The organism is Enterobacter cloacae complex sp. ECNIH7, from assembly GCF_002208095.1.
Lineage (GTDB): Bacteria > Pseudomonadota > Gammaproteobacteria > Enterobacterales > Enterobacteriaceae > Enterobacter > Enterobacter cloacae_M.
In genome coordinates this window covers 3,750,645-3,770,126 of the sequence record NZ_CP017990.1, presented here as the reverse complement: position 1 = coordinate 3,770,126, position 19,482 = coordinate 3,750,645, and the positions used below count along the sequence as shown (strand labels likewise).

Sequence of the window (19,482 nt, the reverse complement as noted above, 5' to 3'; positions counted from 1 at the left end):
AAGCCCGGCGGGTTTACGCCATTAAATTTCTGTTTGGATTAATTCGGCATGGTTAGCCGTTTTGGAAATAAGCTCACCACTGCACGAAAATGATTCATCGCTGTAATCAATGCTTTTTTCTCGTCAGTAGTCAGCTCACTTAATTCGAGCTCATGACGAGCCGCCGGTATTTTTGCCAGAAAGAAAATAGCGGCCAGCGCCCGAGTATTTTCTTCAAATTGTGGATCGCGTTTATCGCGCATATCATCGACAAATCGCTCAACCTCTTTCCAGCTATCACCCCAATATCTCGCACGTAATTCAGCTACGTGGTTGAGACCAGCCAGACGCGCACCAGCCTTTAGCGGAACATTCGCAGAAATAGCTTCGATAGCCATGATTCCCCCTGTTTTTGGGTGGACAGTCCAGCCAGTAAATCAGCCTGTGAGCGGCTCGGGTGCCAGCGCTTGCCGTCCTTACCAATAATCCAGCCGTGGCCGCAGTGCATGCCGGGGCTTTGCTTAACAAGCAGAGACGCGAATGACGGTTCATTTTTCAGCATGAGCACCTCAAATTAGACCGAATGACGCGCCAATACCGCTCATGGTATCGACAACACTCGTCATTGCTGGATTGGTCTGCAAACGCGCATGCAGCGCCAGCGCCGACAAAGACAACATGCGAATACCAGAGTTAACGCTTTCAATCATGGTGTGCTTACGGGCAGAGGTCAGTCGCTCATCAGAGACCGCGCCGCTCGCTAGTTCTCCCAGTTCACGCATAGCACGCATGACGTAAGACTGCAGCTTGTCTTTCGCCAGTTCATTGACCGGTACACATGGCAGGCAATGAATCTGCGCCAGAAAACCATCAACTAAGGCTGAGTCTTCGGTCAGGTCAGTCAGCAGCCATAACTCAGGCGGGGTGAGCTGGTGAGGCTGTTCCGGGTTGAGTTTGTTGCGTAACGTCTGAACGTTCATTCCCGCACGCTCGGCCAGCTTCGCCATGTTGTGACGTTGAGCGAAAGCACGACACGCATCGTCATAGTGGGGATGTTTGGAAATCTGAAAATCAAACATGGTTAAGTTCCCTCTAACTTGCATAATCAAATTCAGTTAAGAGCGGTGCGCTGGTCGATGTAGCGACAATCAATCGCTTGTTGAGTCAGTTTGTCGCGCCATGCTTTTACGTTTACGAGGGTGCGGCTTCGTTTACCGGCTTCCTCTTTGTTGGAAAAGTCTTTGGTCGGAGCTTTAAGAAGAATGCCCTCATCAAGCCATTTCCAGACCAGACGCTCGCTAACGCCGCGGGTGGCGGCAAAGTCTTTCACTGTCATGGTGTCTGACATAGCAGAGCGAATCATTGTCTGCAGGGCTGGCAGCATTGCTGTAACGATGGCGTCAAACTGAGTCGGGTCTAACAGCACAGTTTGATTTTGTGAGTTTTGCGAGTCGTGCGTCGAGATTGATTTTGCATCTGACATATCGCATTATCTCCTGTTGTTTGAAATGTAGTGCAGTGGTGTGCATCTTGGTCGATGAACGCCACTTTAAATCGAAAATGAGTTCCTGTAAATCGATTTTGAGTGACAAATGAATGAATGATGAAGATTTGAATACGCAAGATGTGATTGAGCGGATAAGTTCGGCGTATGGTGTCAGCACGCAAAAGGCTTTGGCGGAAGTGCTTGGCGTCCCGTCAAACAGCGTCAGCACTTGGGTTCAACGAAATAGCTTTCCCGGTAAAGCTATCATTCAGTGCTCATTAGATACTGGGGCCGATTTAAACTGGCTGCTGACTGGTCAAATTGCCAATTTGAATTTGCAAGATTCTTCGCCGCTGAAAGGCAAGGCACTTTATGACGAGATTTTAGCGAGTGGTGGAAAACCTGTTTTAAGACGCATCCTTGATGCATATGGTTTTACAATGCAAAAGGAGCTTGGGGATTTGTTGGATATATCCTCAGGCACTATTAGTACCTGGGTCAGACGAGATTTCTTCCCAGGTGACGTGGTTGTTACTTGTGCGCTTGATACCGGCGTATCGCTGGAATGGTTAGCGACCGGAAAGGGAAAGATGCGAGAAAGTAAGGAGGCTAGTTTTTCGGACATTTCAACGATAAAAAAATCTCGCCTTGAATCTGGTGAGCTTAAGGACGCTGGCGCATGGCATCCAGACCCTTCGATGATACCTTCTGATTCCGAGGAGTTGATTTTTGTCGAAGGTGTTGGTGCCTCTTGGCTGGTCGACCGTTCTGCTTCGAATATAAGTAACGGTCGCTGGTTAATTGATATTGACGGCGCTCTTGATGTTTTTGATGTAATTCGTCTTCCCGGAGGAAAAGTCAGGTTGTCTAATAAGTCTGCTGAGTTTGAATGCAATATTTCAGACATCAAGCCTGCCGGGTCTGTAGTTCTCACATTGGAAAAACACGTTTAAGGGAATCTATGAAACGTAAACTTTTTTTAGCTCTGCTTCTGACCATTTCTTTTGGTGCTTCATCCGCTGAAAAAACACAAGATTTAGATGGTGCTAAGTTTGGCAAAGATTGGCCGTTAACCTTTGAAAAGGCAAAAATATCATGCGTTAACCGTGCTTATGCTTTTGTTTATGACATCAAAACTGATGATAGATATCCACTGAATGGCATGGCAAGAGATGCCGTTAAATCAGGAAAGATGGAAGGTTCTAACTTGGATGATGTTTGGAAGGATAACCCTGATTATGAAGGAGTTAAAATTTCAATCTCACCATTGATAGATGCCGCTACAGAACTTTGTAATTAATTCTCTTTTAGCCTCGGTGTCGCAATGACTGTAACTAAACAAAAAAGTGGAAAATGGTTGTGTGAACTCTATCCAAACGGTCGAGAAGGACGGCGTATACGTCGACAATTCAATACCAAAGGTGAGGCCGAGGCATTCGAAGCATTTACCAAAAATGAGAGTGAAGATAAGCCGTGGCTCGGCAAGAAAGAAGACCGCCGGCGCTTAAGCGAGATTATTCAACTTTGGCATAATCTACACGGTCAGGCCTTGGTCGCCAGTAAGTCGCGGTTGGCAAAGCTACAAATTGTTTGTAATGGCTTGGGCGACCCTATTGCATCCCGCTTTACCGCTAAAGATTGGGCTCATTACCGAGACCGCCGACTCCGTGGTGAAATAGACAACGGATATCATAAAGACCCGGCGAAATGGGTCGCCAAACCAATAACCGTGAATCGTGAGCAGCAATATCTTATAGCTGTGTTTAATGAGCTGCGGCGGTTAGGGGAGTGGAGTTTACCCAACCCACTGGAAGGGGTTCGCGTATTCAAAGAAGCTGAGAAAGAAATGTCCTGGCTAACTCTTTCTCAAATCCCTGAGCTGTTTCGAGCCTGCGAGCAATATGGCAAAGAGGATCTAACGATGATTGTCAAAGTCTGTCTTGCCACCGGCGCAAGATGGGGGGAGGCCGAGAGGTTGACGCGGCCGCAACTCTCTCCCTGCAAACTGACATTCACAAAAACAAAAGGCAAGAAGAACCGCACCGTTCCCATTCCTAAATGGTTGTATGACGAGTTGGCTGAGCGTCAGGGCAGAATGTTTAAACCCTGCTATCAGGAATTTAAAAAGATGCTCAAACTCACGAATATCGAACTGACGGAAGGACAGAAGACGCACGTTCTACGACATACTTTTGGTGCACATTTTATGATGAACGGCGGAAACATACTGGTACTGCAAAAAATCCTAGGGCATTCCAACATTCGCGAAACAATGAGATACGCGCACTTTGCTCCTGACCATTTAGAGCAAGCAGTCTCTCTCAATCCTCTTTCTCTGTATGTTGGCGATAAAATGGCGGCAAAGGTTGCATAACACTACAATTCGCTGCATTAAAAATTAACTTAACTAGTTGTTTTTTATGGTAAGTGTATGTTTTTGAAAGGGTGTTATTAGGAGCGTCTGAACTAAGATTCGCTTAAGCGACATCCTGTTAGAAAGGGCTGGCCGAAAGGCTGGCCTTTTTTTATCCCTGCGCATTTCTCACGTTAACCCTTTTGTCATAAATCATTTACAATGCTTGCCTCTTGAATGGAGGGGAAGTGGATAACGTACTGCATCAGCCTAACCGGAAACACGCAGCGGCATTGACCGCGCTGTTTGCGATCCTGCTGATCGTGGTAGCGCCGCTTATCTCCGTTTCCTTGCAGAAAGATCCCATGAGCGCCATGCCGGGCATGCATCATGACATGAGCATGATGTCGATGGACGAGCATCACGGCGATATGCCGCACACGATGCCTGTCGACCATGCGGAAGCCTGTGGCTACTGCGTGCTGTTAGCGCATGTCCCTGGCGTGATGCTGGCGCTCATCGTCCTGCTCAGCGTGGTGCTGCAGAGGCTTCGCGTTAAGCCGCCGCGCCAGGCGGTCAGTCACTGGCACTTTTTCCCCTGGCTTTACCCTGATACCCGCGCGCCGCCGCGGCAGTCTGCTTTTTCCCTTGAAAAAATAAATCGATAACTTACTGCCTTAAAAAGGAAAAGTATGACTACCTGCACTCCGCGCGCGGCATGGGGAAACCTGCTGCGTCGCCTCCATTTCTACGTCGGGCTTTTTGTTGGTCCGTTTATCTTCTTTGCCGCGCTGACCGGTACGCTATATGTGGCGACTCCACAGCTGGAGAATGCGCTCTACCGGCACGCGCTCCACACGGATTCCGTAGGCGAGCTGCAGCCGCTGGCGGAGCAAATCGCCGTGGCGGAAAAAACCGTTGGCTCAGATTTGCAATTGCACGCCGTGCGTCCGGGGCTGGCTGAAGGCGAAACTACCCGCGTAATGTTTGCTGACCCGACGCTTGGGCCATCGGAGAACCGGGCTATTTTTATTGATCCGGTAAGCCTGGCGGTGCTGGGAGATATGACGGTATACGGCACCAGCGGGATTTTACCGCTGCGTCAGACCATCGATTATCTGCATACCTCTCTGATGCTGGGCGACGTGGGCCGGCTCTACAGCGAGCTTGCCGCCTCCTGGATGTGGGTTGCCGCGTTGGGCGGTATTGCCCTGTGGTTTTATACCCGACCCAAACGGCGGATCAACAATCGCTTCCAGAATCGTCGTCGCCTGCACGTGACGCTGGGCTGGAGTCTGCTGGGTGGAATGTTGCTGTTCTCTGCAACCGGCCTGACATGGTCTCAATGGGCAGGCGGGAACGTCGATAAGCTGCGGGCAGAGATGAACTGGCTCACCCCGCAGGTGAACACGACGCTTTCCGGCCAACAGGAGATCGTGGATGAGCATGCCGAACACCGGGGCCATCACGGCGGAATGATGATGCCGGAAATGGCGATGGATCTGACGCAGTTTGACGGAGTATTAAGCGCGGCCCGTAACGCAGGAATTGATGCCAAGAGGCTGGAGATCCGCCCGGCAAAAACGGCGGATAGCGCCTGGACCGTGACGGAAATCGATCGCAGCTGGCCGACTCAGGTGGACGCCGTTGCGGTTGATCCTTCGACGATGCAGGTCCTGGACAGAACCCGTTTCGAGGATTTCCCGTTAATGGCAAAACTGACCCGCTGGGGCGTGGATTTCCATATGGGGATCTTATTCGGGCTGGTGAATCAGCTGCTGCTGGTGGCGTTCGGCCTCGCCCTGTGCGCGCTCATCATTTGGGGTTACCGGATGTGGTGGATGCGTCGTCCGGCACGGTCGGCAGTGAGTCCGGTACAGACGCTTTGTCAGAGCTGGCTGGCGCTGTCAGGATGGGGAAGAGGGGTTACGGTGGTAATCAGCATACTGCTGGGGCTGGCCTTGCCGGTCATGGGCATGAGTCTGGCGCTGTTTGTTCTGGTGGACTGGCTGCGCTGGCGAGCGGCAACCCGGGTGACGCTCGCCGAATCCTCCGCTAAATAACCCTATGGCGTGCTGATCACCACTGCGACGCGGCGGTTTTCAGCGCGCCCTTGCGGGGTACTGTTGCTCGCAACCGGGTATTTTTGACCTAACCCCCGCGTGGTGAGATTGCTGCGCGGGATATTTGCGCCCTTCGCCCAGGCATCGGCCACGGCATTGGCGCGTTTTAACGACAGCGCTTCGTTGTAGCTTTCTTCACCGTAATTATCCGTGTGACCGTCCATTCGCGCGTGGTTCAGGCCGGTTTCCGCCAGGCGAGAGGCCATGGACTGGATCTGCGTTTCACTTTCCGGGCGCAGTCTGGCGTCATTTTTATCAAACAGGATGGTGTCCGACATGCCAAGCGACCAGTCACCGTTCAGTTCGTTAAAACCGTAAGACTTCATCGCCGAAATTTGCTCAGGAGTAAATTTACCTTCCGGCGGCGACTGACAGCCTGCCAGAACCAGTGAGGCCAGAACTATCGGCGCGAAGTAACGTTTTAACATAGTGTATCCCTTCTAACTTGTTGTTTTCGTACGCTGGTTTTTCACCTGGTACATGTTGCGGTCAGCCCTCTCCAGTAATGCTTCCACGGAAGCATTTTCCCACGCCAGAGCAAAGCCAATGCTGAGTGACATCGATGCTTTTTGTCCGTTATGAAGATCAAACGGACGGATAAACTGCTGCGATAGCGCAGCACAAATATGTTGAACCTCAAGTTCAGAGTGCACGCCGTACAGCACCATGGCAAATTCGTCCCCGCCAAGGCGGTATGCCTGGTGACGTTTGTCGCCAAACTCCATCATCCTGCTGGCGACTTCAATCAGCACGCAGTCTCCTGCCGCATGTCCCCAGGTGTCGTTAATAAACTTAAAATTATCACCGTCGAGGAAGAGCAGGGCCGAGTTCGTTTTGGCAGAAGGGTCGTTCATTAAGGCCGCAATGCTGTTACGAAACGCCGCGCGGTTGGCAAGACCGGTGAGCGGGTCGTGCATGGCGGTACGCAGCAGCTGGGCGTTTTTCGCCTGGAGCTTGAGTTGCCACTCCTCCATCTCATCCAGAAGGCTGTTGAAGTCCTCACCAAACTGGTGAAACTCTTCGATACGGCCGTCTTTCACCCGGCGGGAGAAGTTACGGTTAGTACGAACGTCATGCACCACGTCGGTAATGTTCTGCAGGGCCGTGACCATCCCGTGATGCAAAGACTGGGTAATGATGAGCGCGACCACGGCGGCAAAGAGAATGCAGCCGGTCAGTACGGCAAACGACATCCAGATGAAATGGCCGATCAGGCTGTCACGCGCGGTAAGGCGAATTTCGCCGATCGTTGCGCCGTTATGCATGATGGGCTGCGCAACCGGTACGGGGAAAAGCCAGCGGCTGACCAGTGCGCCCAGCGTATCGTTGTTGTCCGCCGGGTTCCACGACCAGTAGGCAAACCGCTTTTTATGCGCGTTAATAACCTCGGCCACGGCAAACTGGCCCTGTTTGCCCAGGGCGGCCAGCGTTTCGTTGGCCGCCAGCGAGTCGTTGAACACCAGCGACGCTTCCAGGCTGTGGCTCATTGTTGCGCCGGTTAATTCGAGATTCTTTTGCGCGTATTGTTTTAACGTCACGACGGAAGCAAAACAGAGCAGCAGCCATATTAACGTCATCGTGATGATGACGCTTATCATGCTGTTTCGCCTCAACGTTCTTTTAAACGTCGGACGTGGCGTTGAAGTGAAATCTTTATCCATGCTGCTTATTCCGTGCAAGCATTAATACATCCGGATTGACTCTTACGCCACTGCGCGTCAATGCATCCAGGTTGACGGCGAACCGTACCTGGCCGCGATCGATTATCAGGCAAAAGGCACTGCCAATTACACATTCCGGATTTTGCTCTGAGATTAATAGCAACGCTCTGCCCTGATATTGACTTATTAATTCAAGTTGTTTTGCCGGTGATTCAGACCCGAAATAGATCGCATCGCACGTCGCGGCCAGGGCTTCCTGATCGTTACGTACAATAACGGGAGTATAAGGTAACTCGCTATGCCCCTCATCGCCGCTGAGGGCGTGCGTATAGTGAGAAGTGGCGTAGACGCAGAGTTTAGGCTGCCCGGAAAGTGACGGCCATCGCGTATAGCTCACAATGCCTGAGACAATCGAGCGTACCGATTTATCCGTTTCCGTAAGCGTGCCTGCCGCCGCAGGGCCCACCATAAGGAACAGCGTTAGCACCAGAGTGAGTCGGAAAAAAGAGATCAAGAATAAATTTCTCACCAGAATCCGCCACATCGCTCTGGAAATAGATGTCCTTAAGAGTTGCGGGCAGAATACCATTGTTTATCAGGGCCGTCATTATGTCAGAAATAGCATGAGGCCGACCTAAGCTAAATCCTACTGTTGTTTATTTTCCGGTGGATGAAATTAGATTAATTCAGTCTGCTGGAGCGCATACTTTCATCCATCCCTTGCTGCCATGACGCACGCAGTTTGGCCGCATTTTCGGCTGTATCGCAACTGGCAGGGAAAGATTTGCCGGCTAATCCCCAGGCGTGAATAAACCCTTCTTCGCAGACTTTTTTCTGACCGTCAGCATAGCCGCGAAGATATTCGCTACGATCAACGTGTGTGTCGTTAAAACTATCGGCCAGGGCCTGGTTATCTTTAACCGGCAGGCCATTCATGGCGTCTTCTTTACCTGCATCAAACCAGGATGGGCTGGTCCAGTCGGGCTGGAAGGTATAAGGATTGATCTGACAGCCGGTTAAAAACAGCGACAACAGCGCGAGAGCAATTGAACGCATAGCCATTCTCCTTTTTTCTTCAGCATAGCCTGGCTAAAGAAAACCTGTCTGTAATTTAAAGTTTACGTTTTTATCGGCTTATTTTTGCAATAAATTGGTATGTGTAAAGTAAAGTTTACGTATTTTGGATTGAAATGTTTACTTTTTATGGTATCGTGGTTTCACCTCATTGAGGAAAATAACTATCGCAAACGAGCTTTACAGGATCGCCATCATGCAAAAAGACGCGCTGAACAACGTACATATCACTGACGAACAGGTGTTAATCACTCCGGATCAACTGAAAGCGGAATTTCCGCTGAGCGTCGCGCAGGAGGCTCAGATCGAGCACTCTCGCCAGACCATTTCTGACATTATCGCCGGCCGCGATCCGCGCCTGCTGGTGGTATGCGGTCCTTGCTCCATTCACGATCCTGAAACCGCCATAGAATATGCTCGTCGATTTAAAGCGTTAGCGGAGGAGGTCAGCGATAGCCTCTATCTGGTGATGCGCGTCTATTTTGAGAAGCCACGTACGACCGTCGGCTGGAAAGGGTTGATTAACGATCCGCACATGGATGGCTCGTTTGATGTGGAAGCAGGCCTGAAGATTGCGCGTCGCCTGCTGGTGGAGCTGGTCAGCATGGGGCTGCCGCTGGCAACCGAAGCGCTGGACCCGAACAGCCCGCAGTACCTGGGCGATCTGTTCAGCTGGTCGGCGATTGGTGCGCGTACCACAGAATCGCAAACCCACCGCGAGATGGCGTCTGGCCTGTCGATGCCGGTTGGCTTTAAAAACGGTACCGATGGCAGCCTGGCGACGGCAATCAACGCCATGCGCGCTGCTGCGATGCCGCACCGTTTTGTCGGTATCAACCAGGCGGGCCAGGTATGCCTCCTGCAAACGCAGGGCAACCCGGACGGCCATGTGATCCTGCGCGGCGGGAAAGCACCTAACTACAGCCCGGCGGACGTGGCGCAGTGTGAAAAAGAGATGGAGCAGGCGGGACTGCGCCCGGCACTGATGGTAGATTGCAGCCATGGTAATTCAAATAAAGATTACCGTCGCCAGCCTGCGGTTGCGGAATCCGTGATCGCACAGATCAAAGATGGCAACCGTTCGATTATTGGTCTGATGATTGAGAGCAACATTCATGAAGGCAATCAGTCATCGGAACAACCGCGTAGCGCAATGAAGCACGGCGTCTCCGTGACGGATGCCTGCATCAGCTGGGAAACCACCGATGCGCTGCTGCGTGAGATCCACAAAGATTTGAACGGCCAGCTGGCGACGCGTCTGGCTTAAGAGGTTAGTTATGGTTGCTGAATTGACCGCACTGCGCGATCAAATTGATGAAGTGGATAAGGCGCTGCTGGACCTGCTGGCGCGCCGCATGGCGCTGGTTGCCGAAGTCGGTGAGGTGAAAAGCAAATACGGCCTGCCGATTTACGTCCCGGAGCGCGAAGCCTCAATGCTGGCCTCCCGTCGTAAAGAGGCGCAGGCGCTGGGCGTTTCTCCGGACTTGATTGAAGATGTTCTGCGTCGCGTGATGCGGGAATCCTATTCCAGCGAAAACGACAAAGGCTTTAAAACCCTCTGCCCGTCCCTGCGGCCGGTGGTGATTGTCGGCGGTGCGGGACAGATGGGGCGTCTGTTTGAAAAAATGCTGACGCTTTCTGGGTATCAGGTGCGCATTCTGGAAAAAGAGGACTGGGCGCAGGCACCGGAACTCATGAAGGATGCCGGGATGGTTATCGTCAGCGTGCCGATCCACGTGACGGAGCAGATCGTCGGAAAGCTTCCTCCTTTACCGAAAGACTGTATCCTGGTGGATCTGGCCTCCGTCAAAAATGGTCCGCTGCAGGCGATGCTGGCTGCGCATACCGGCCCGGTTCTGGGTCTGCACCCGATGTTTGGACCGGACAGCGGCAGCCTGGCTAAGCAGGTGGTGGTTTACTGCGACGGTCGTCAGCCGGAAGCCTATCAGTGGTTCCTGGAACAGATTCAGGTATGGGGCGCGCGACTGCACCGCATCAGCGCGGTCGAGCACGATCAGAACATGGCGTTCATTCAGGCGCTGCGCCACTTTGCGACGTTTGCCTACGGTCTGCATCTGGCGGAAGAGAACGTGCAGCTTGAACAACTGCTGGCGCTCTCTTCACCTATCTATCGTCTGGAGCTGGCGATGGTTGGGCGCCTGTTTGCTCAGGACCCGCAGCTTTACGCGGACATTATTATGTCCTCCGAGAACAACCTGGCGCTCATCAAGCGCTACTATCAGCGGTTTGGTGAAGCCATTACGCTGCTGGAGCACGGAGACAAGCAGGCGTTTATCGACAGCTTCCGCAAGGTCGAGCACTGGTTTGGCGATTACGCGCAGCGTTTCCAGAGTGAAAGCCGGACGCTGTTGCGCCAGGCAAATGACAGTCGCCAGTAATGCGATGATGTATATACTGAAAGCCAGCATCGCTGGCTTTTTTCATTTTGGGGAACTGTCATGGCCGAACCGCAGCTGCTGTTGAATTACACCGGGCATTTGCCTGAATGCCCGACGTGGAGCGCCGACGAACACGCGCTCTACTGGGCCGATATTCTGGAAGGAGAGATCCACCGCTATCATCTGCCGACGGCAGAACATACCGTGCTCTCATTCCATGAGGAGGTGGGTTGTTTCGCGCTGCGAGAGCAGGGTGGTTTTATCGTTGCGATGCGAACGGGTATCTGGCTGACCGATAAACACGGCCTGCTGCGCCGCAAGGTGTGCGATAACCCCTCTAACCCGCAGCTCGCACGTTTTAACGACGGCGGCACCGATTCTCTGGGGCGATTCTATGCGGGCACGTTTTGGGGGCCGGGAGATTACAACGGTGCCCTGCTGATGCGCATCGACAACGACCTGACGCCGAAAGTGATCCAGTGCGATATTCACGGCCACAACGGCTTAGCGTTTAGCCCGGATAATCAATGGATGTTTACCTCAGACACGCCAAATGGCGTTATTTACCGAACGCCGCTTGATGAGCAGGGCGAACCCGGCAGGCGCGAGGTGTTTCGTCAGTTTAAAGAGGGCGAAGGGATACCGGACGGCGCGGCCATGGATGTGGAAGGCTGCTACTGGAGCGCGCTGTTTGACGGCTGGCGTATTGCGCGTTTTTCTCCGCAAGGGGAGCAGCTGGAAGAATACCGCATGCCGGTGCGTTGCCCGACGATGGTCTGCTTTGGCGGCGATGACATGAAAACGCTGTTTATTACCACCACGCGGGAAAATATGGATGCGGACGAGGTGGCGAAGTATCCGCTCTCCGGAGCCATCTTCACCCTGCCGGTGAGCGTGGCAGGGAAGAAGAAAAGCCGGTTTATCGAACGTTAAGCCGGGTCAACCGGGACCACGTTCTCGCTCGGATAGCAGCCCAGCACTTTCATGGAGCGCGTGATCTCGCCCAGTTCGCGCAGGGCTTTCTGCATGGAAGCAGATTCCAGGTTGGCCTGGATATCAAGATAAAACATCTCTTCCCATGGGTTACCGTGGATTGGGCGTGATTCCAGCCTGGTCATGATCAGGTTGTGATTACGTAGCACCAGCAGGGCTTCAACCAGCGCACCGGCCTGTTGGCCGGTCGCCATCAGCAGCGTGGTTTTGGCCGGCACCTGGTCAGACACATTGATTGCCTTGCGTGCCAGCACCACGAAACGGGTGATATTTTGCGTCTGGTTTGCCAGGTTGCGTTCCAGCACCTGTAAACCATACAGCGCCCCGCCTGCTTCGCTGCCGAGCGCGGCGACGGTTGGGGAGTTAGCCTGCGCCACTTTTTCCATCGCCGCCGAGGTGCTTTCGGTGTACTCAATTTTCCAGTTCGGATAGCGGTTCAGGAACTGGCTGCACTGCTGGAACGGCTGTGGATGACTGTAGACCGTTTCGATCTTGCTCAGGTCCGTTGAGCCGGCGACCAGCACGCAGTGATCGATAGGGATCGTCAGCTCGCCAACCAGCGACAAGCTGGTGTGCTGCAGCAAATCGTAGACGTCGTTGATGGCACCGGAGCTGGTGTTTTCAATCGGTACGACGGCGTAATCTGCCTGGCCGGTCTCAACCTGATTAAATATGTCGGCAAACTTCGCGCAGCCGCTCTCAATAAATTCTTCGAAATGGCGTGCGGCATACTGACGGGCGGCCAGGTGAGAATAAGAGCCTTTCGGACCGAGGAAGGCGATACGCGCAGAGTGCGGATTGGTTTTGTTCAGATGCTGCTGGAGTAACGCTTGCTGAGTGAGAACGGAGTCTTCGATGATGAGCTGGAACAACCGGGTGATGTAGTGGGCATCGAGGTGATGCGCTTTGCCGAGCTGAATGAGACGTTCCAGCAGATCGCGCTCGCGGTCGATATCTCGTACCGGGCGATGGGAGTCCAGCTTGGCTTTGCCCACTTCAACGGCAAGCGCGCGGCGTTCGGCCAGCAGCGCCAGCAGTTTCTCATCCAGCGCGCTGATTTTTACTCGCAGATCCAGTAACGGGTTTTCCGGTGTCATAGTGTTGTCTGTCTCATTTTATCGTTATCAATAAAAAAGGCCCCCCGGTGTGGGAGGCCTTGTTGTTCGTCTTCGCATTCTTTATCACACGACGAAACGCCTCCCGTTCAGGGGAAGGTAAAAAAGAATGCGAAGAAGAACGGCGTAAGTTTCATAAAGTCATCCTGTGATTGATACCGTTAAAGTACCCGCACTGTTTTCACCCTGTCAATAAAAAACAAAAAACGCGCCCGAAGGCGCGTTGGAGGTACACTCAATTTAAAGGATTACTCTTCTTCAACTTCTTCCGCGAAGCTGGCGTCTTTCACCGATGTTGCGGCGCGACGGGCTTCACCTTTGTGTTGCACTTTATTGAGCTGCCGTTCCAGCTTGTTGATCAAATCGTTAATAGCGGTGTACATATCCTCGTGTTTTGCGCTGGCGACCAGATGGCCGTTTGGAGTATTGATAGTTGCGTCAGCGATGAAACCCTGAGGCTCCTTGGACAGGATGATATGTGGATTAATCAAATGAGTTTGCCATTTATCCAGTTTGGCGAGACGGTCTGCGACGTGCTGGCGGATTGCCGGAGTAATTTCCATTTGTTTACTGGTAATGTTCATTGTCATAAATTTTACCTCTTGTCTTTCCGTCTTGGTGATTCCAGCATACCCGACCTAATGTCAAAATGTGTGATTTAGATCACGTTATTTTGTCGGTTTTTGTCAGGGAATCTTTTTTGTGAGGCTGGGCAGGAAGAAGTGAGATTTACCTTGTCGAAGGTAAAAATTGGGGCCATAGTTGACTGGATGTGTTGGGGCTTAAGCGCTTCAGCGACGCGCTAAAATGAATAAAAAAACGGCAGCCTTCGAGCTGCCGTTTTGCATTGAGGCAATATCAGGTGTTGCTGCTGTTCGCGGCGATGATTTTCGCCACTTTTTCAGCCTGAGCGGTCATCTGCATCTGACGGTAAGCATTTTCCATCAGCTTCAGGCCATCGCGCGTTGCCTGAGTATCCGGATAATCACGCAGCATACCTTCTACGCGGTTAACCACGGCAACCCATGCGCCACGACGGGTATAGTATTCCGCTACAGAGTATTCATATTTCGCCAGACGATCTTTCAGGAACACCAGACGTTTGGTGGCGTCAGTCACGTACTGACTGTTCGGATAGCCGCGCACCAGTTTGGAGAAGTCATTGAAGGCATCACGCGCATGCTGCGGGTCACGGTCGGAACGATCCACGCCGAAGAAGCCCTGCAGCGCACTGTCGTCCAGCGCCATGTTGGTGAGGCCGCGCATGTACATCACGTAGTCGATGTTAGGATGAGTCGGGTTCAGACGCATGAAACGATCGATGGTTGCCTGAGCCAGCGGCAGATCGGCATTTTTATAGTATGCGTAGATGAGATCTAACTGTACCTGCTGCGAATACGGACCAAATGGATAGCGATTATCCAACGCTTCCAGTTGCGTTATCGCCTGTTTCCAGTTACCGTCCTGCAACTTTTGTTGTGCAGTCGCATAGATTTCATTCGGCGGATTGTCAGGGACCTGTTCATTTGAACCGGAGCAGCCCACCAAAGCCAGGCTCAACGTGGCCGCTGCCACCAGATATTTCATGCGCGTCATGACGTTTTGACTTTCCTCAAATGTTTGTCCGGGAGAAACTCTGTTCCTGCTCCCGATTAAGACCAGCTACAATAGCACACTATATTAAACGGCAAAGCCGTAAAACCCAACGTTAAACGAAGAAGCAGTTTATGGCACAACGAGTAGAACTCACCGCAACAGTCTCCGAAAATCAGCTCGGTCAACGCTTAGATCAGGCTTTGGCCGAATTGTTCCCTGATTATTCGCGTTCACGCATAAAAGAATGGATCCTTGACCAGCGCGTGCTGGTAAACGGCAAGATCTGGGACAAACCAAAAGAGAAAGTGTTAGGTGGGGAAGCTGTCGCCATCAATGCTGAAATCGAAGAGGAAATCCGCTTCGAGCCGCAGGATATCCCACTGGACATCGTCTATGAAGATGATGACATTCTGGTGATCAACAAGCCGCGCGACCTGGTTGTTCACCCGGGGGCGGGAAACCCTGACGGTACGGTACTTAACGCACTTCTCCATTATTATCCGCCGATCGCGGATGTCCCGCGCGCGGGCATCGTGCACCGTCTGGATAAAGACACCACCGGTTTGATGGTGGTGGCGAAGACCGTTCCAGCTCAGACCCGTCTGGTGGAATCGCTGCAGCTGCGCGAAATCACCCGCGAGTATGAAGCGGTAGCCATTGGGCATATGACCTCTGGCGGAACGGTGGAAGAGCCAATCAGCCGTCACCCAACTAAACGTACCCATATGTCGGTGCATCCGATGGGTAAACCGGCGGTGACGCACTATCGCATTATGGAGCACTTCCGTATTCATACGCGCCTGCGTCTGCGTCTGGAAACCGGACGTACTCACCAGATCCGCGTGCATATGGCCCACATTACCCATCCGCTGGTAGGGGATCAGGTCTACGGTGGCCGCCCGCGTCCACCTAAAGGCGCATCGGATGAGTTCATCAGCGTATTGCGTAAATTCGATCGTCAGGCGCTGCACGCGACCATGCTGCGTCTTTACCACCCTATCACCGGTATTCAGATGGAGTGGCATGCGCCTATCCCGCAGGATATGGTGGATCTTATCGACGCTATGCGTGCTGATTTCGAAGAACATAAGGATCAAGTGGACTGGTTATGACCAAACTGATTGTCCCGGAGTGGCCATTGCCTGCTGGCGTGGCCGCCTGTAGTTCAACCCGTATTGGCGGTGTTAGCCAGGGCGCGTGGGAGTCTTTGAACCTCGGTGCGCACTGTGGCGACAACCTGGAACATGTTGAAGAGAACCGCAGACGTTTGTTTGCTGCGGGGAACTTGCCGTCAAAACCGGTCTGGCTGGAACAGGTTCATGGTAACGCGGTGCTGAAGTTGACGGGAGAACCCTATGCTTCTAAACGCGCTGATGCCTCTTACAGTAATACTCCGGGAACCGTTTGTGCCGTGATGACCGCCGATTGTCTGCCGGTTCTGTTCTGTAACCGTGCAGGTTCCGAGGTGGCAGCAGCACACGCGGGCTGGCGTGGTCTATGTGAAGGCGTGCTCGAAGAAACTGTCGCCTGCTTTAGCGATGAGCCAGCCAATATTATGGCCTGGCTTGGCCCGGCCATTGGTCCTCGCGCTTTTGAAGTAGGGCCAGAGGTTCGCGAAGCCTTTATGGAAAAAGATCCGCAAGCGGTTGAAGCCTTCCTGCCTTCGGGAGATAAATATCTGGCCGATATTTACCAGCTCGCCCGTCAACGTCTGAATAACGTTGGCGTGACGCAGATCTTCGGCGGCGATCGCTGCACATTCACCGAAAAGGGTGATTTTTTCTCCTATCGTCGCGACAAGACCACGGGGCGTATGGCAAGTTTCATTTGGCTGATATAACCTAAAGAATCAAGACGATCCGGTACGTGCCGTTTTCTTTTCACATAATTCAGGTCATTAACCTTGAATAATTGAGGGATGACCTCATTTAATCTCCAGTAGCAAATTTGACCTGTTATGGGAGGAGTTATGCGTCTGGATCGTCTTACTAATAAATTCCAGCTTGCTCTCGCCGATGCCCAGTCCCTCGCACTGGGGCACGACAACCAGTTTATCGAACCTCTTCATTTAATGAGCGCCTTGCTGAATCAGGAAGGGGGATCGGTACGTCCTTTATTAACGTCCGCTGGCATTAATGCTGGCCAGTTACGCACCGCTATCGATCAGGCGCTGAGCCGTTTACCGCAGGTAGAAGGTACCGGCGGCGACGTTCAGCCGTCTCAGGATCTGGTGCGCGTGCTGAATCTTTGCGACAAGCTGGCGCAAAAACGTGGGGACAACTTTATTTCGTCAGAGCTGTTTGTTCTGGCGGCGCTTGAATCACGCGGTACCTTGACCGACCTGCTGAAATCTGCCGGTGCGACCACCGCCAATGTGACTCAGGCGATTGAGAAAATGCGCGGAGGTGAAAGCGTGAACGATCAGGGAGCCGAAGACCAACGTCAGGCTTTGAAGAAATTTACGGTCGATCTGACCGAGCGTGCTGAACAGGGCAAACTTGACCCGGTTATCGGCCGTGATGAAGAAATTCGCCGTACGATTCAGGTACTGCAGCGTCGTACCAAGAACAACCCGGTGCTGATTGGTGAACCGGGTGTCGGTAAAACCGCCATTGTTGAAGGGCTGGCGCAGCGTATCGTCAACGGAGAAGTGCCGGAAGGCCTGAAAGGCCGCCGCGTACTGGCGCTGGATATGGGCGCGCTGGTGGCCGGTGCGAAATACCGCGGCGAGTTCGAAGAGCGTCTCAAAGGGGTGCTTAACGATCTGGCGAAGCAGGAAGGCAACGTTATCCTGTTTATCGACGAACTGCACACTATGGTCGGTGCGGGTAAAGCGGACGGCGCGATGGATGCCGGGAACATGCTGAAACCTGCGCTGGCGCGTGGTGAACTTCACTGCGTTGGTGCCACCACGCTTGACGAGTATCGTCAGTACATTGAGAAAGATGCTGCGCTGGAACGTCGCTTCCAGAAAGTGTTTGTTGCTGAGCCAAGCGTTGAAGATACCATCGCGATCCTGCGTGGTCTGAAAGAGCGCTATGAACTGCACCACCACGTGCAGATCACTGACCCGGCTATCGTTGCGGCGGCGACGCTTTCACATCGTTATATCGCCGATCGCCAGCTGCCGGATAAAGCGATCGACCTTATTGATGAAGCGGCTTCGAGCATTCGTATGCAGATTGACTCGAAACCGGAAGAGCTGGACCGACTCGACCGACGCATCATTCAGCTCAAGCTGGAACAGCAGGCGCTGAAGAAAGAGTCTGATGAAGCCAGTAAGAAACGCCTGGATATGCTCAATGAAGAACTGGACGATAAAGAGCGCCAGTACTCTGAGCTGGAAGAAGAGTGGAAAGCCGAGAAAGCATCCCTTTCCGGCACTCAGACCATTAAAGCTGAACTTGAACAGGCAAAAATTGCCATTGAGCAGGCTCGCCGTGTCGGCGATCTGGCGCGGATGTCTGAACTGCAGTACGGCAAAATTCCTGAGCTGGAAAAACAGCTTGAGATAGCGACGCAGTCAGAAGGGAAAACGATGCGTCTGTTACGTAATAAAGTGACGGATGCAGAAATCGCGGAAGTGCTTGCTCGCTGGACCGGTATTCCGGTGGCGCGCATGCTGGAAGGCGAGCGTGAAAAACTGCTGCGCATGGAGCAAGATCTCCATAATCGGGTGATTGGCCAGAACGAAGCGGTTGAAGCGGTTTCGAACGCTATTCGCCGTAGCCGAGCGGGGCTGTCCGATCCAAACCGTCCGATTGGTTCGTTCCTGTTCCTGGGGCCGACGGGAGTCGGTAAAACCGAGCTGTGTAAAGCGCTGGCTAACTTTATGTTCGACAGCGACGATGCGATGGTGCGTATCGACATGTCTGAGTTTATGGAGAAACACTCCGTCTCACGTCTGGTCGGTGCGCCTCCGGGATACGTAGGTTATGAAGAAGGTGGTTATCTGACGGAAGCAGTTCGCCGTCGCCCTTATTCCGTCATCCTGCTGGATGAAGTGGAAAAAGCGCACCCGGATGTGTTCAACATTCTGCTTCAGGTCCTGGACGATGGTCGTCTGACCGACGGGCAGGGGAGAACGGTCGACTTCCGTAATACGGTTGTCATCATGACCTCGAACCTGGGTTCCGATTTGATTCAGGAACGTTTCGGTGAACTGGACTATAGCCATATGAAGGATCTGGTGCTCGGTGTGGTCAGCCATAACTTCCGTCCTGAGTTCATCAACCGTATTGATGAAGTTGTGGTATTCCATCCTCTGGGTGAGAAACATATTGCGTCGATTGCACAGATCCAGCTGCAGCGTCTGTACAAACGTCTGGAAGAGCGTGGGTATGAAATTCACATCTCCGACGAGGCCCTGAAGCTGCTGAGTGAGAATGGTTACGATCCGGTGTACGGTGCGCGTCCATTAAAACGTGCTATCCAGCAGCAGATCGAAAACCCGCTGGCGCAGCAGATCCTCTCCGGAGAGTTGATTCCGGGCAAAGTTATCCGTCTGGAAGCCAACGACGATCGCATTGTGGCAGTGCAGTAAGTCACAAAACGCAAAAACGAGCCGCTTGCGGCTCGTTTTTGTTTAAAAACCAGGCGAAAATTGAGGTCTGGAGTAAATATTGCCTGGAAAGTGAGCGGTTAGTAAATAATTTTCACTTTACCCTTGCGGCTTCGGAATAACTCCCTATAATGCGCCTCCA

At 52.7% G+C, this 19,482-nt stretch carries 23 protein-coding genes and 1 other annotated feature; of the genes, 11 read left to right on the top strand and 12 right to left on the bottom strand.

The window, feature by feature from the left end; genetic code table 11:
- Positions 1 to 38: 38 nt before the first annotated feature.
- From WM95_RS18490 to WM95_RS18475, 4 genes are read right to left on the bottom strand one after another with little or no spacing between them, the layout of a single operon-like run.
- Positions 39 to 377 (bottom strand): DUF5347 domain-containing protein, encoded by a 339-nt coding sequence (locus WM95_RS18490; RefSeq protein ID WP_023209089.1) that lies wholly within the window; start codon positions 375 to 377, stop codon positions 39 to 41.
- Positions 341 to 541, bottom strand: coding sequence for a phage filamentation protein Fil family protein (locus tag WM95_RS18485; RefSeq protein ID WP_088545049.1), 201 nt, complete (start codon positions 539 to 541; stop codon positions 341 to 343). Before WM95_RS18485 ends, WM95_RS18490 begins: the two co-directional genes overlap by 37 nt.
- Positions 542 to 548: 7 nt before the next feature.
- Positions 549 to 1,058: a phage regulatory CII family protein gene (locus WM95_RS18480; RefSeq protein WP_023333087.1), complete on the bottom strand. Its 510-nt coding sequence runs from the start codon at positions 1,056 to 1,058 to the stop codon at positions 549 to 551.
- A gap of 32 nt (positions 1,059 to 1,090) precedes the next feature.
- Entirely contained in the window at positions 1,091 to 1,462 is a 372-nt protein-coding gene (locus WM95_RS18475; protein ID WP_088544918.1) for a Cro/Cl family transcriptional regulator, read from the bottom strand.
- 113 nt (positions 1,463 to 1,575) lie between these two features.
- On the opposite strand from WM95_RS18475, the gene WM95_RS18470 reads away from it, so the two are divergent.
- The 5 genes from WM95_RS18470 to WM95_RS18450 all read left to right on the top strand — a co-directional run bounded on the left by WM95_RS18470 (position 1,576) and on the right by WM95_RS18450 (position 5,881).
- Positions 1,576 to 2,418, top strand: a complete 843-nt coding sequence (locus WM95_RS18470; RefSeq protein ID WP_088544917.1) for a phage repressor protein CI — start codon at positions 1,576 to 1,578, stop codon at positions 2,416 to 2,418.
- An 8-nt stretch (positions 2,419 to 2,426) separates the two neighbouring features.
- Positions 2,427 to 2,765, top strand: a complete 339-nt coding sequence (locus WM95_RS18465; RefSeq protein ID WP_088544916.1) for a DUF2511 domain-containing protein — start codon at positions 2,427 to 2,429, stop codon at positions 2,763 to 2,765.
- Positions 2,766 to 2,789: 24 nt separating this feature from the next.
- Complete coding sequence (locus tag WM95_RS18460; protein WP_088544915.1) at positions 2,790 to 3,839, top strand: site-specific integrase; 1,050 nt, start codon at positions 2,790 to 2,792, stop codon at positions 3,837 to 3,839.
- 227 nt (positions 3,840 to 4,066) lie between these two features.
- Positions 4,067 to 4,486 (top strand): DUF2946 domain-containing protein, encoded by a 420-nt coding sequence (locus tag WM95_RS18455; RefSeq protein ID WP_063408308.1) that lies wholly within the window; start codon positions 4,067 to 4,069, stop codon positions 4,484 to 4,486.
- Positions 4,487 to 4,510: 24 nt separating this feature from the next.
- Positions 4,511 to 5,881, top strand: coding sequence for a PepSY-associated TM helix domain-containing protein (locus WM95_RS18450; protein ID WP_063408307.1), 1,371 nt, complete (start codon positions 4,511 to 4,513; stop codon positions 5,879 to 5,881).
- A 2-nt stretch (positions 5,882 to 5,883) separates the two neighbouring features.
- On the opposite strand, the gene WM95_RS18445 is transcribed toward WM95_RS18450, so the two are convergent.
- The 4 genes from WM95_RS18445 to WM95_RS18430 all read right to left on the bottom strand — a co-directional run bounded on the left by WM95_RS18445 (position 5,884) and on the right by WM95_RS18430 (position 8,658).
- Complete coding sequence (locus WM95_RS18445) at positions 5,884 to 6,369, bottom strand: OmpA family protein (RefSeq protein ID WP_029741023.1); 486 nt, start codon at positions 6,367 to 6,369, stop codon at positions 5,884 to 5,886.
- A gap of 12 nt (positions 6,370 to 6,381) precedes the next feature.
- Positions 6,382 to 7,602: a diguanylate cyclase DgcN gene (gene dgcN / locus WM95_RS18440; protein ID WP_063408306.1), complete on the bottom strand. Its 1,221-nt coding sequence runs from the start codon at positions 7,600 to 7,602 to the stop codon at positions 6,382 to 6,384.
- Positions 7,595 to 8,131: a YfiR family protein gene (locus tag WM95_RS18435; RefSeq protein ID WP_171843737.1), complete on the bottom strand. Its 537-nt coding sequence runs from the start codon at positions 8,129 to 8,131 to the stop codon at positions 7,595 to 7,597. The genes dgcN and WM95_RS18435 overlap by 8 nt, the downstream gene beginning before the upstream one ends.
- A gap of 152 nt (positions 8,132 to 8,283) precedes the next feature.
- Complete coding sequence (locus WM95_RS18430) at positions 8,284 to 8,658, bottom strand: DUF2799 domain-containing protein (protein ID WP_023308872.1); 375 nt, start codon at positions 8,656 to 8,658, stop codon at positions 8,284 to 8,286.
- Positions 8,659 to 8,872: 214 nt separating this feature from the next.
- On the opposite strand from WM95_RS18430, the gene aroF reads away from it, so the two are divergent.
- Genes aroF through WM95_RS18415 form a run of 3 tightly spaced genes read left to right on the top strand, consistent with a single transcriptional unit; the run spans position 8,873 to position 12,008 of the window.
- Positions 8,873 to 9,943, top strand: a complete 1,071-nt coding sequence (gene aroF / locus WM95_RS18425) for a 3-deoxy-7-phosphoheptulonate synthase AroF (RefSeq protein WP_023308871.1) — start codon at positions 8,873 to 8,875, stop codon at positions 9,941 to 9,943.
- 10 nt (positions 9,944 to 9,953) lie between these two features.
- Positions 9,954 to 11,075 carry a bifunctional chorismate mutase/prephenate dehydrogenase gene (gene tyrA / locus WM95_RS18420; RefSeq protein ID WP_023308870.1) on the top strand — a complete coding sequence of 374 codons (1,122 nt, stop codon included), beginning with the start codon at positions 9,954 to 9,956 and terminating at the stop codon, positions 11,073 to 11,075.
- Between the two features lie 60 nt (positions 11,076 to 11,135).
- Positions 11,136 to 12,008 carry an SMP-30/gluconolactonase/LRE family protein gene (locus WM95_RS18415; RefSeq protein WP_063408305.1) on the top strand — a complete coding sequence of 291 codons (873 nt, stop codon included), beginning with the start codon at positions 11,136 to 11,138 and terminating at the stop codon, positions 12,006 to 12,008.
- Here the strand turns inward: WM95_RS18415 and pheA are convergent.
- The 4 genes from pheA to bamD all read right to left on the bottom strand — a co-directional run bounded on the left by pheA (position 12,005) and on the right by bamD (position 14,779).
- Positions 12,005 to 13,165 carry a bifunctional chorismate mutase/prephenate dehydratase gene (pheA, locus tag WM95_RS18410; protein WP_023308868.1) on the bottom strand — a complete coding sequence of 387 codons (1,161 nt, stop codon included), beginning with the start codon at positions 13,163 to 13,165 and terminating at the stop codon, positions 12,005 to 12,007. The genes WM95_RS18415 and pheA overlap by 4 nt on opposite strands.
- Before the next feature lie 30 nt (positions 13,166 to 13,195).
- Positions 13,196 to 13,321, bottom strand: a sequence feature (Phe leader region).
- Positions 13,273 to 13,320, bottom strand: coding sequence for a pheA operon leader peptide PheL (gene pheL / locus WM95_RS27250; protein WP_100249759.1), 48 nt, complete (start codon positions 13,318 to 13,320; stop codon positions 13,273 to 13,275). Its footprint overlaps the feature before it by 48 nt.
- Positions 13,322 to 13,431: 110 nt before the next feature.
- Positions 13,432 to 13,773, bottom strand: a complete 342-nt coding sequence (raiA, locus tag WM95_RS18405) for a ribosome-associated translation inhibitor RaiA (protein WP_003863162.1) — start codon at positions 13,771 to 13,773, stop codon at positions 13,432 to 13,434.
- Positions 13,774 to 14,041: 268 nt separating this feature from the next.
- Complete coding sequence (bamD, locus tag WM95_RS18400; RefSeq protein ID WP_023308867.1) at positions 14,042 to 14,779, bottom strand: outer membrane protein assembly factor BamD; 738 nt, start codon at positions 14,777 to 14,779, stop codon at positions 14,042 to 14,044.
- 131 nt (positions 14,780 to 14,910) lie between these two features.
- On the opposite strand from bamD, the gene rluD reads away from it, so the two are divergent.
- The 3 genes from rluD to clpB all read left to right on the top strand — a co-directional run bounded on the left by rluD (position 14,911) and on the right by clpB (position 19,322).
- Positions 14,911 to 15,891 carry a 23S rRNA pseudouridine(1911/1915/1917) synthase RluD gene (gene rluD / locus WM95_RS18395; protein WP_023308866.1) on the top strand — a complete coding sequence of 327 codons (981 nt, stop codon included), beginning with the start codon at positions 14,911 to 14,913 and terminating at the stop codon, positions 15,889 to 15,891.
- Positions 15,888 to 16,619: a purine nucleoside phosphorylase YfiH gene (yfiH, locus tag WM95_RS18390; RefSeq protein WP_059445711.1), complete on the top strand. Its 732-nt coding sequence runs from the start codon at positions 15,888 to 15,890 to the stop codon at positions 16,617 to 16,619. Before rluD ends, yfiH begins: the two co-directional genes overlap by 4 nt.
- Positions 16,620 to 16,748: 129 nt before the next feature.
- On the top strand, positions 16,749 to 19,322 hold the full coding sequence (gene clpB, locus WM95_RS18385; protein ID WP_023308864.1) for an ATP-dependent chaperone ClpB: 2,574 nt from the start codon (positions 16,749 to 16,751) through the stop codon (positions 19,320 to 19,322).
- Positions 19,323 to 19,482: the final 160 nt, after the last annotated feature.

Bases quoted from the DNA above. Each gene is read 5' to 3' on its own strand.
- rluD (WP_023308866.1), top strand. From the start codon at position 14,911: ATGGCACAACGAGTAGAACTCACCGCAACAGTCTCCGAAAATCAGCTC.
- raiA (WP_003863162.1), bottom strand. From the start codon at position 13,773: ATGACAATGAACATTACCAGTAAACAAATGGAAATTACTCCGGCAATC.
- WM95_RS18475 (WP_088544918.1), bottom strand. From the start codon at position 1,462: ATGTCAGATGCAAAATCAATCTCGACGCACGACTCGCAAAACTCACAA.
- WM95_RS18460 (WP_088544915.1), top strand. From the start codon at position 2,790: ATGACTGTAACTAAACAAAAAAGTGGAAAATGGTTGTGTGAACTCTAT.
- WM95_RS18485 (WP_088545049.1), bottom strand. From the start codon at position 541: ATGCTGAAAAATGAACCGTCATTCGCGTCTCTGCTTGTTAAGCAAAGC.
- WM95_RS18430 (WP_023308872.1), bottom strand. From the start codon at position 8,658: ATGCGTTCAATTGCTCTCGCGCTGTTGTCGCTGTTTTTAACCGGCTGT.
- tyrA (WP_023308870.1), top strand. From the start codon at position 9,954: ATGGTTGCTGAATTGACCGCACTGCGCGATCAAATTGATGAAGTGGAT.
- yfiH (WP_059445711.1), top strand. From the start codon at position 15,888: ATGACCAAACTGATTGTCCCGGAGTGGCCATTGCCTGCTGGCGTGGCC.
- WM95_RS18445 (WP_029741023.1), bottom strand. From the start codon at position 6,369: ATGTTAAAACGTTACTTCGCGCCGATAGTTCTGGCCTCACTGGTTCTG.
- WM95_RS18450 (WP_063408307.1), top strand. From the start codon at position 4,511: ATGACTACCTGCACTCCGCGCGCGGCATGGGGAAACCTGCTGCGTCGC.
- WM95_RS18415 (WP_063408305.1), top strand. From the start codon at position 11,136: ATGGCCGAACCGCAGCTGCTGTTGAATTACACCGGGCATTTGCCTGAA.
- aroF (WP_023308871.1), top strand. From the start codon at position 8,873: ATGCAAAAAGACGCGCTGAACAACGTACATATCACTGACGAACAGGTG.
- bamD (WP_023308867.1), bottom strand. From the start codon at position 14,779: ATGACGCGCATGAAATATCTGGTGGCAGCGGCCACGTTGAGCCTGGCT.
- WM95_RS18490 (WP_023209089.1), bottom strand. From the start codon at position 377: ATGGCTATCGAAGCTATTTCTGCGAATGTTCCGCTAAAGGCTGGTGCG.
- pheA (WP_023308868.1), bottom strand. From the start codon at position 13,165: ATGACACCGGAAAACCCGTTACTGGATCTGCGAGTAAAAATCAGCGCG.
- dgcN (WP_063408306.1), bottom strand. From the start codon at position 7,602: ATGGATAAAGATTTCACTTCAACGCCACGTCCGACGTTTAAAAGAACG.
- clpB (WP_023308864.1), top strand. From the start codon at position 16,749: ATGCGTCTGGATCGTCTTACTAATAAATTCCAGCTTGCTCTCGCCGAT.
- WM95_RS18465 (WP_088544916.1), top strand. From the start codon at position 2,427: ATGAAACGTAAACTTTTTTTAGCTCTGCTTCTGACCATTTCTTTTGGT.
- WM95_RS18480 (WP_023333087.1), bottom strand. From the start codon at position 1,058: ATGTTTGATTTTCAGATTTCCAAACATCCCCACTATGACGATGCGTGT.
- WM95_RS18470 (WP_088544917.1), top strand. From the start codon at position 1,576: ATGAATGATGAAGATTTGAATACGCAAGATGTGATTGAGCGGATAAGT.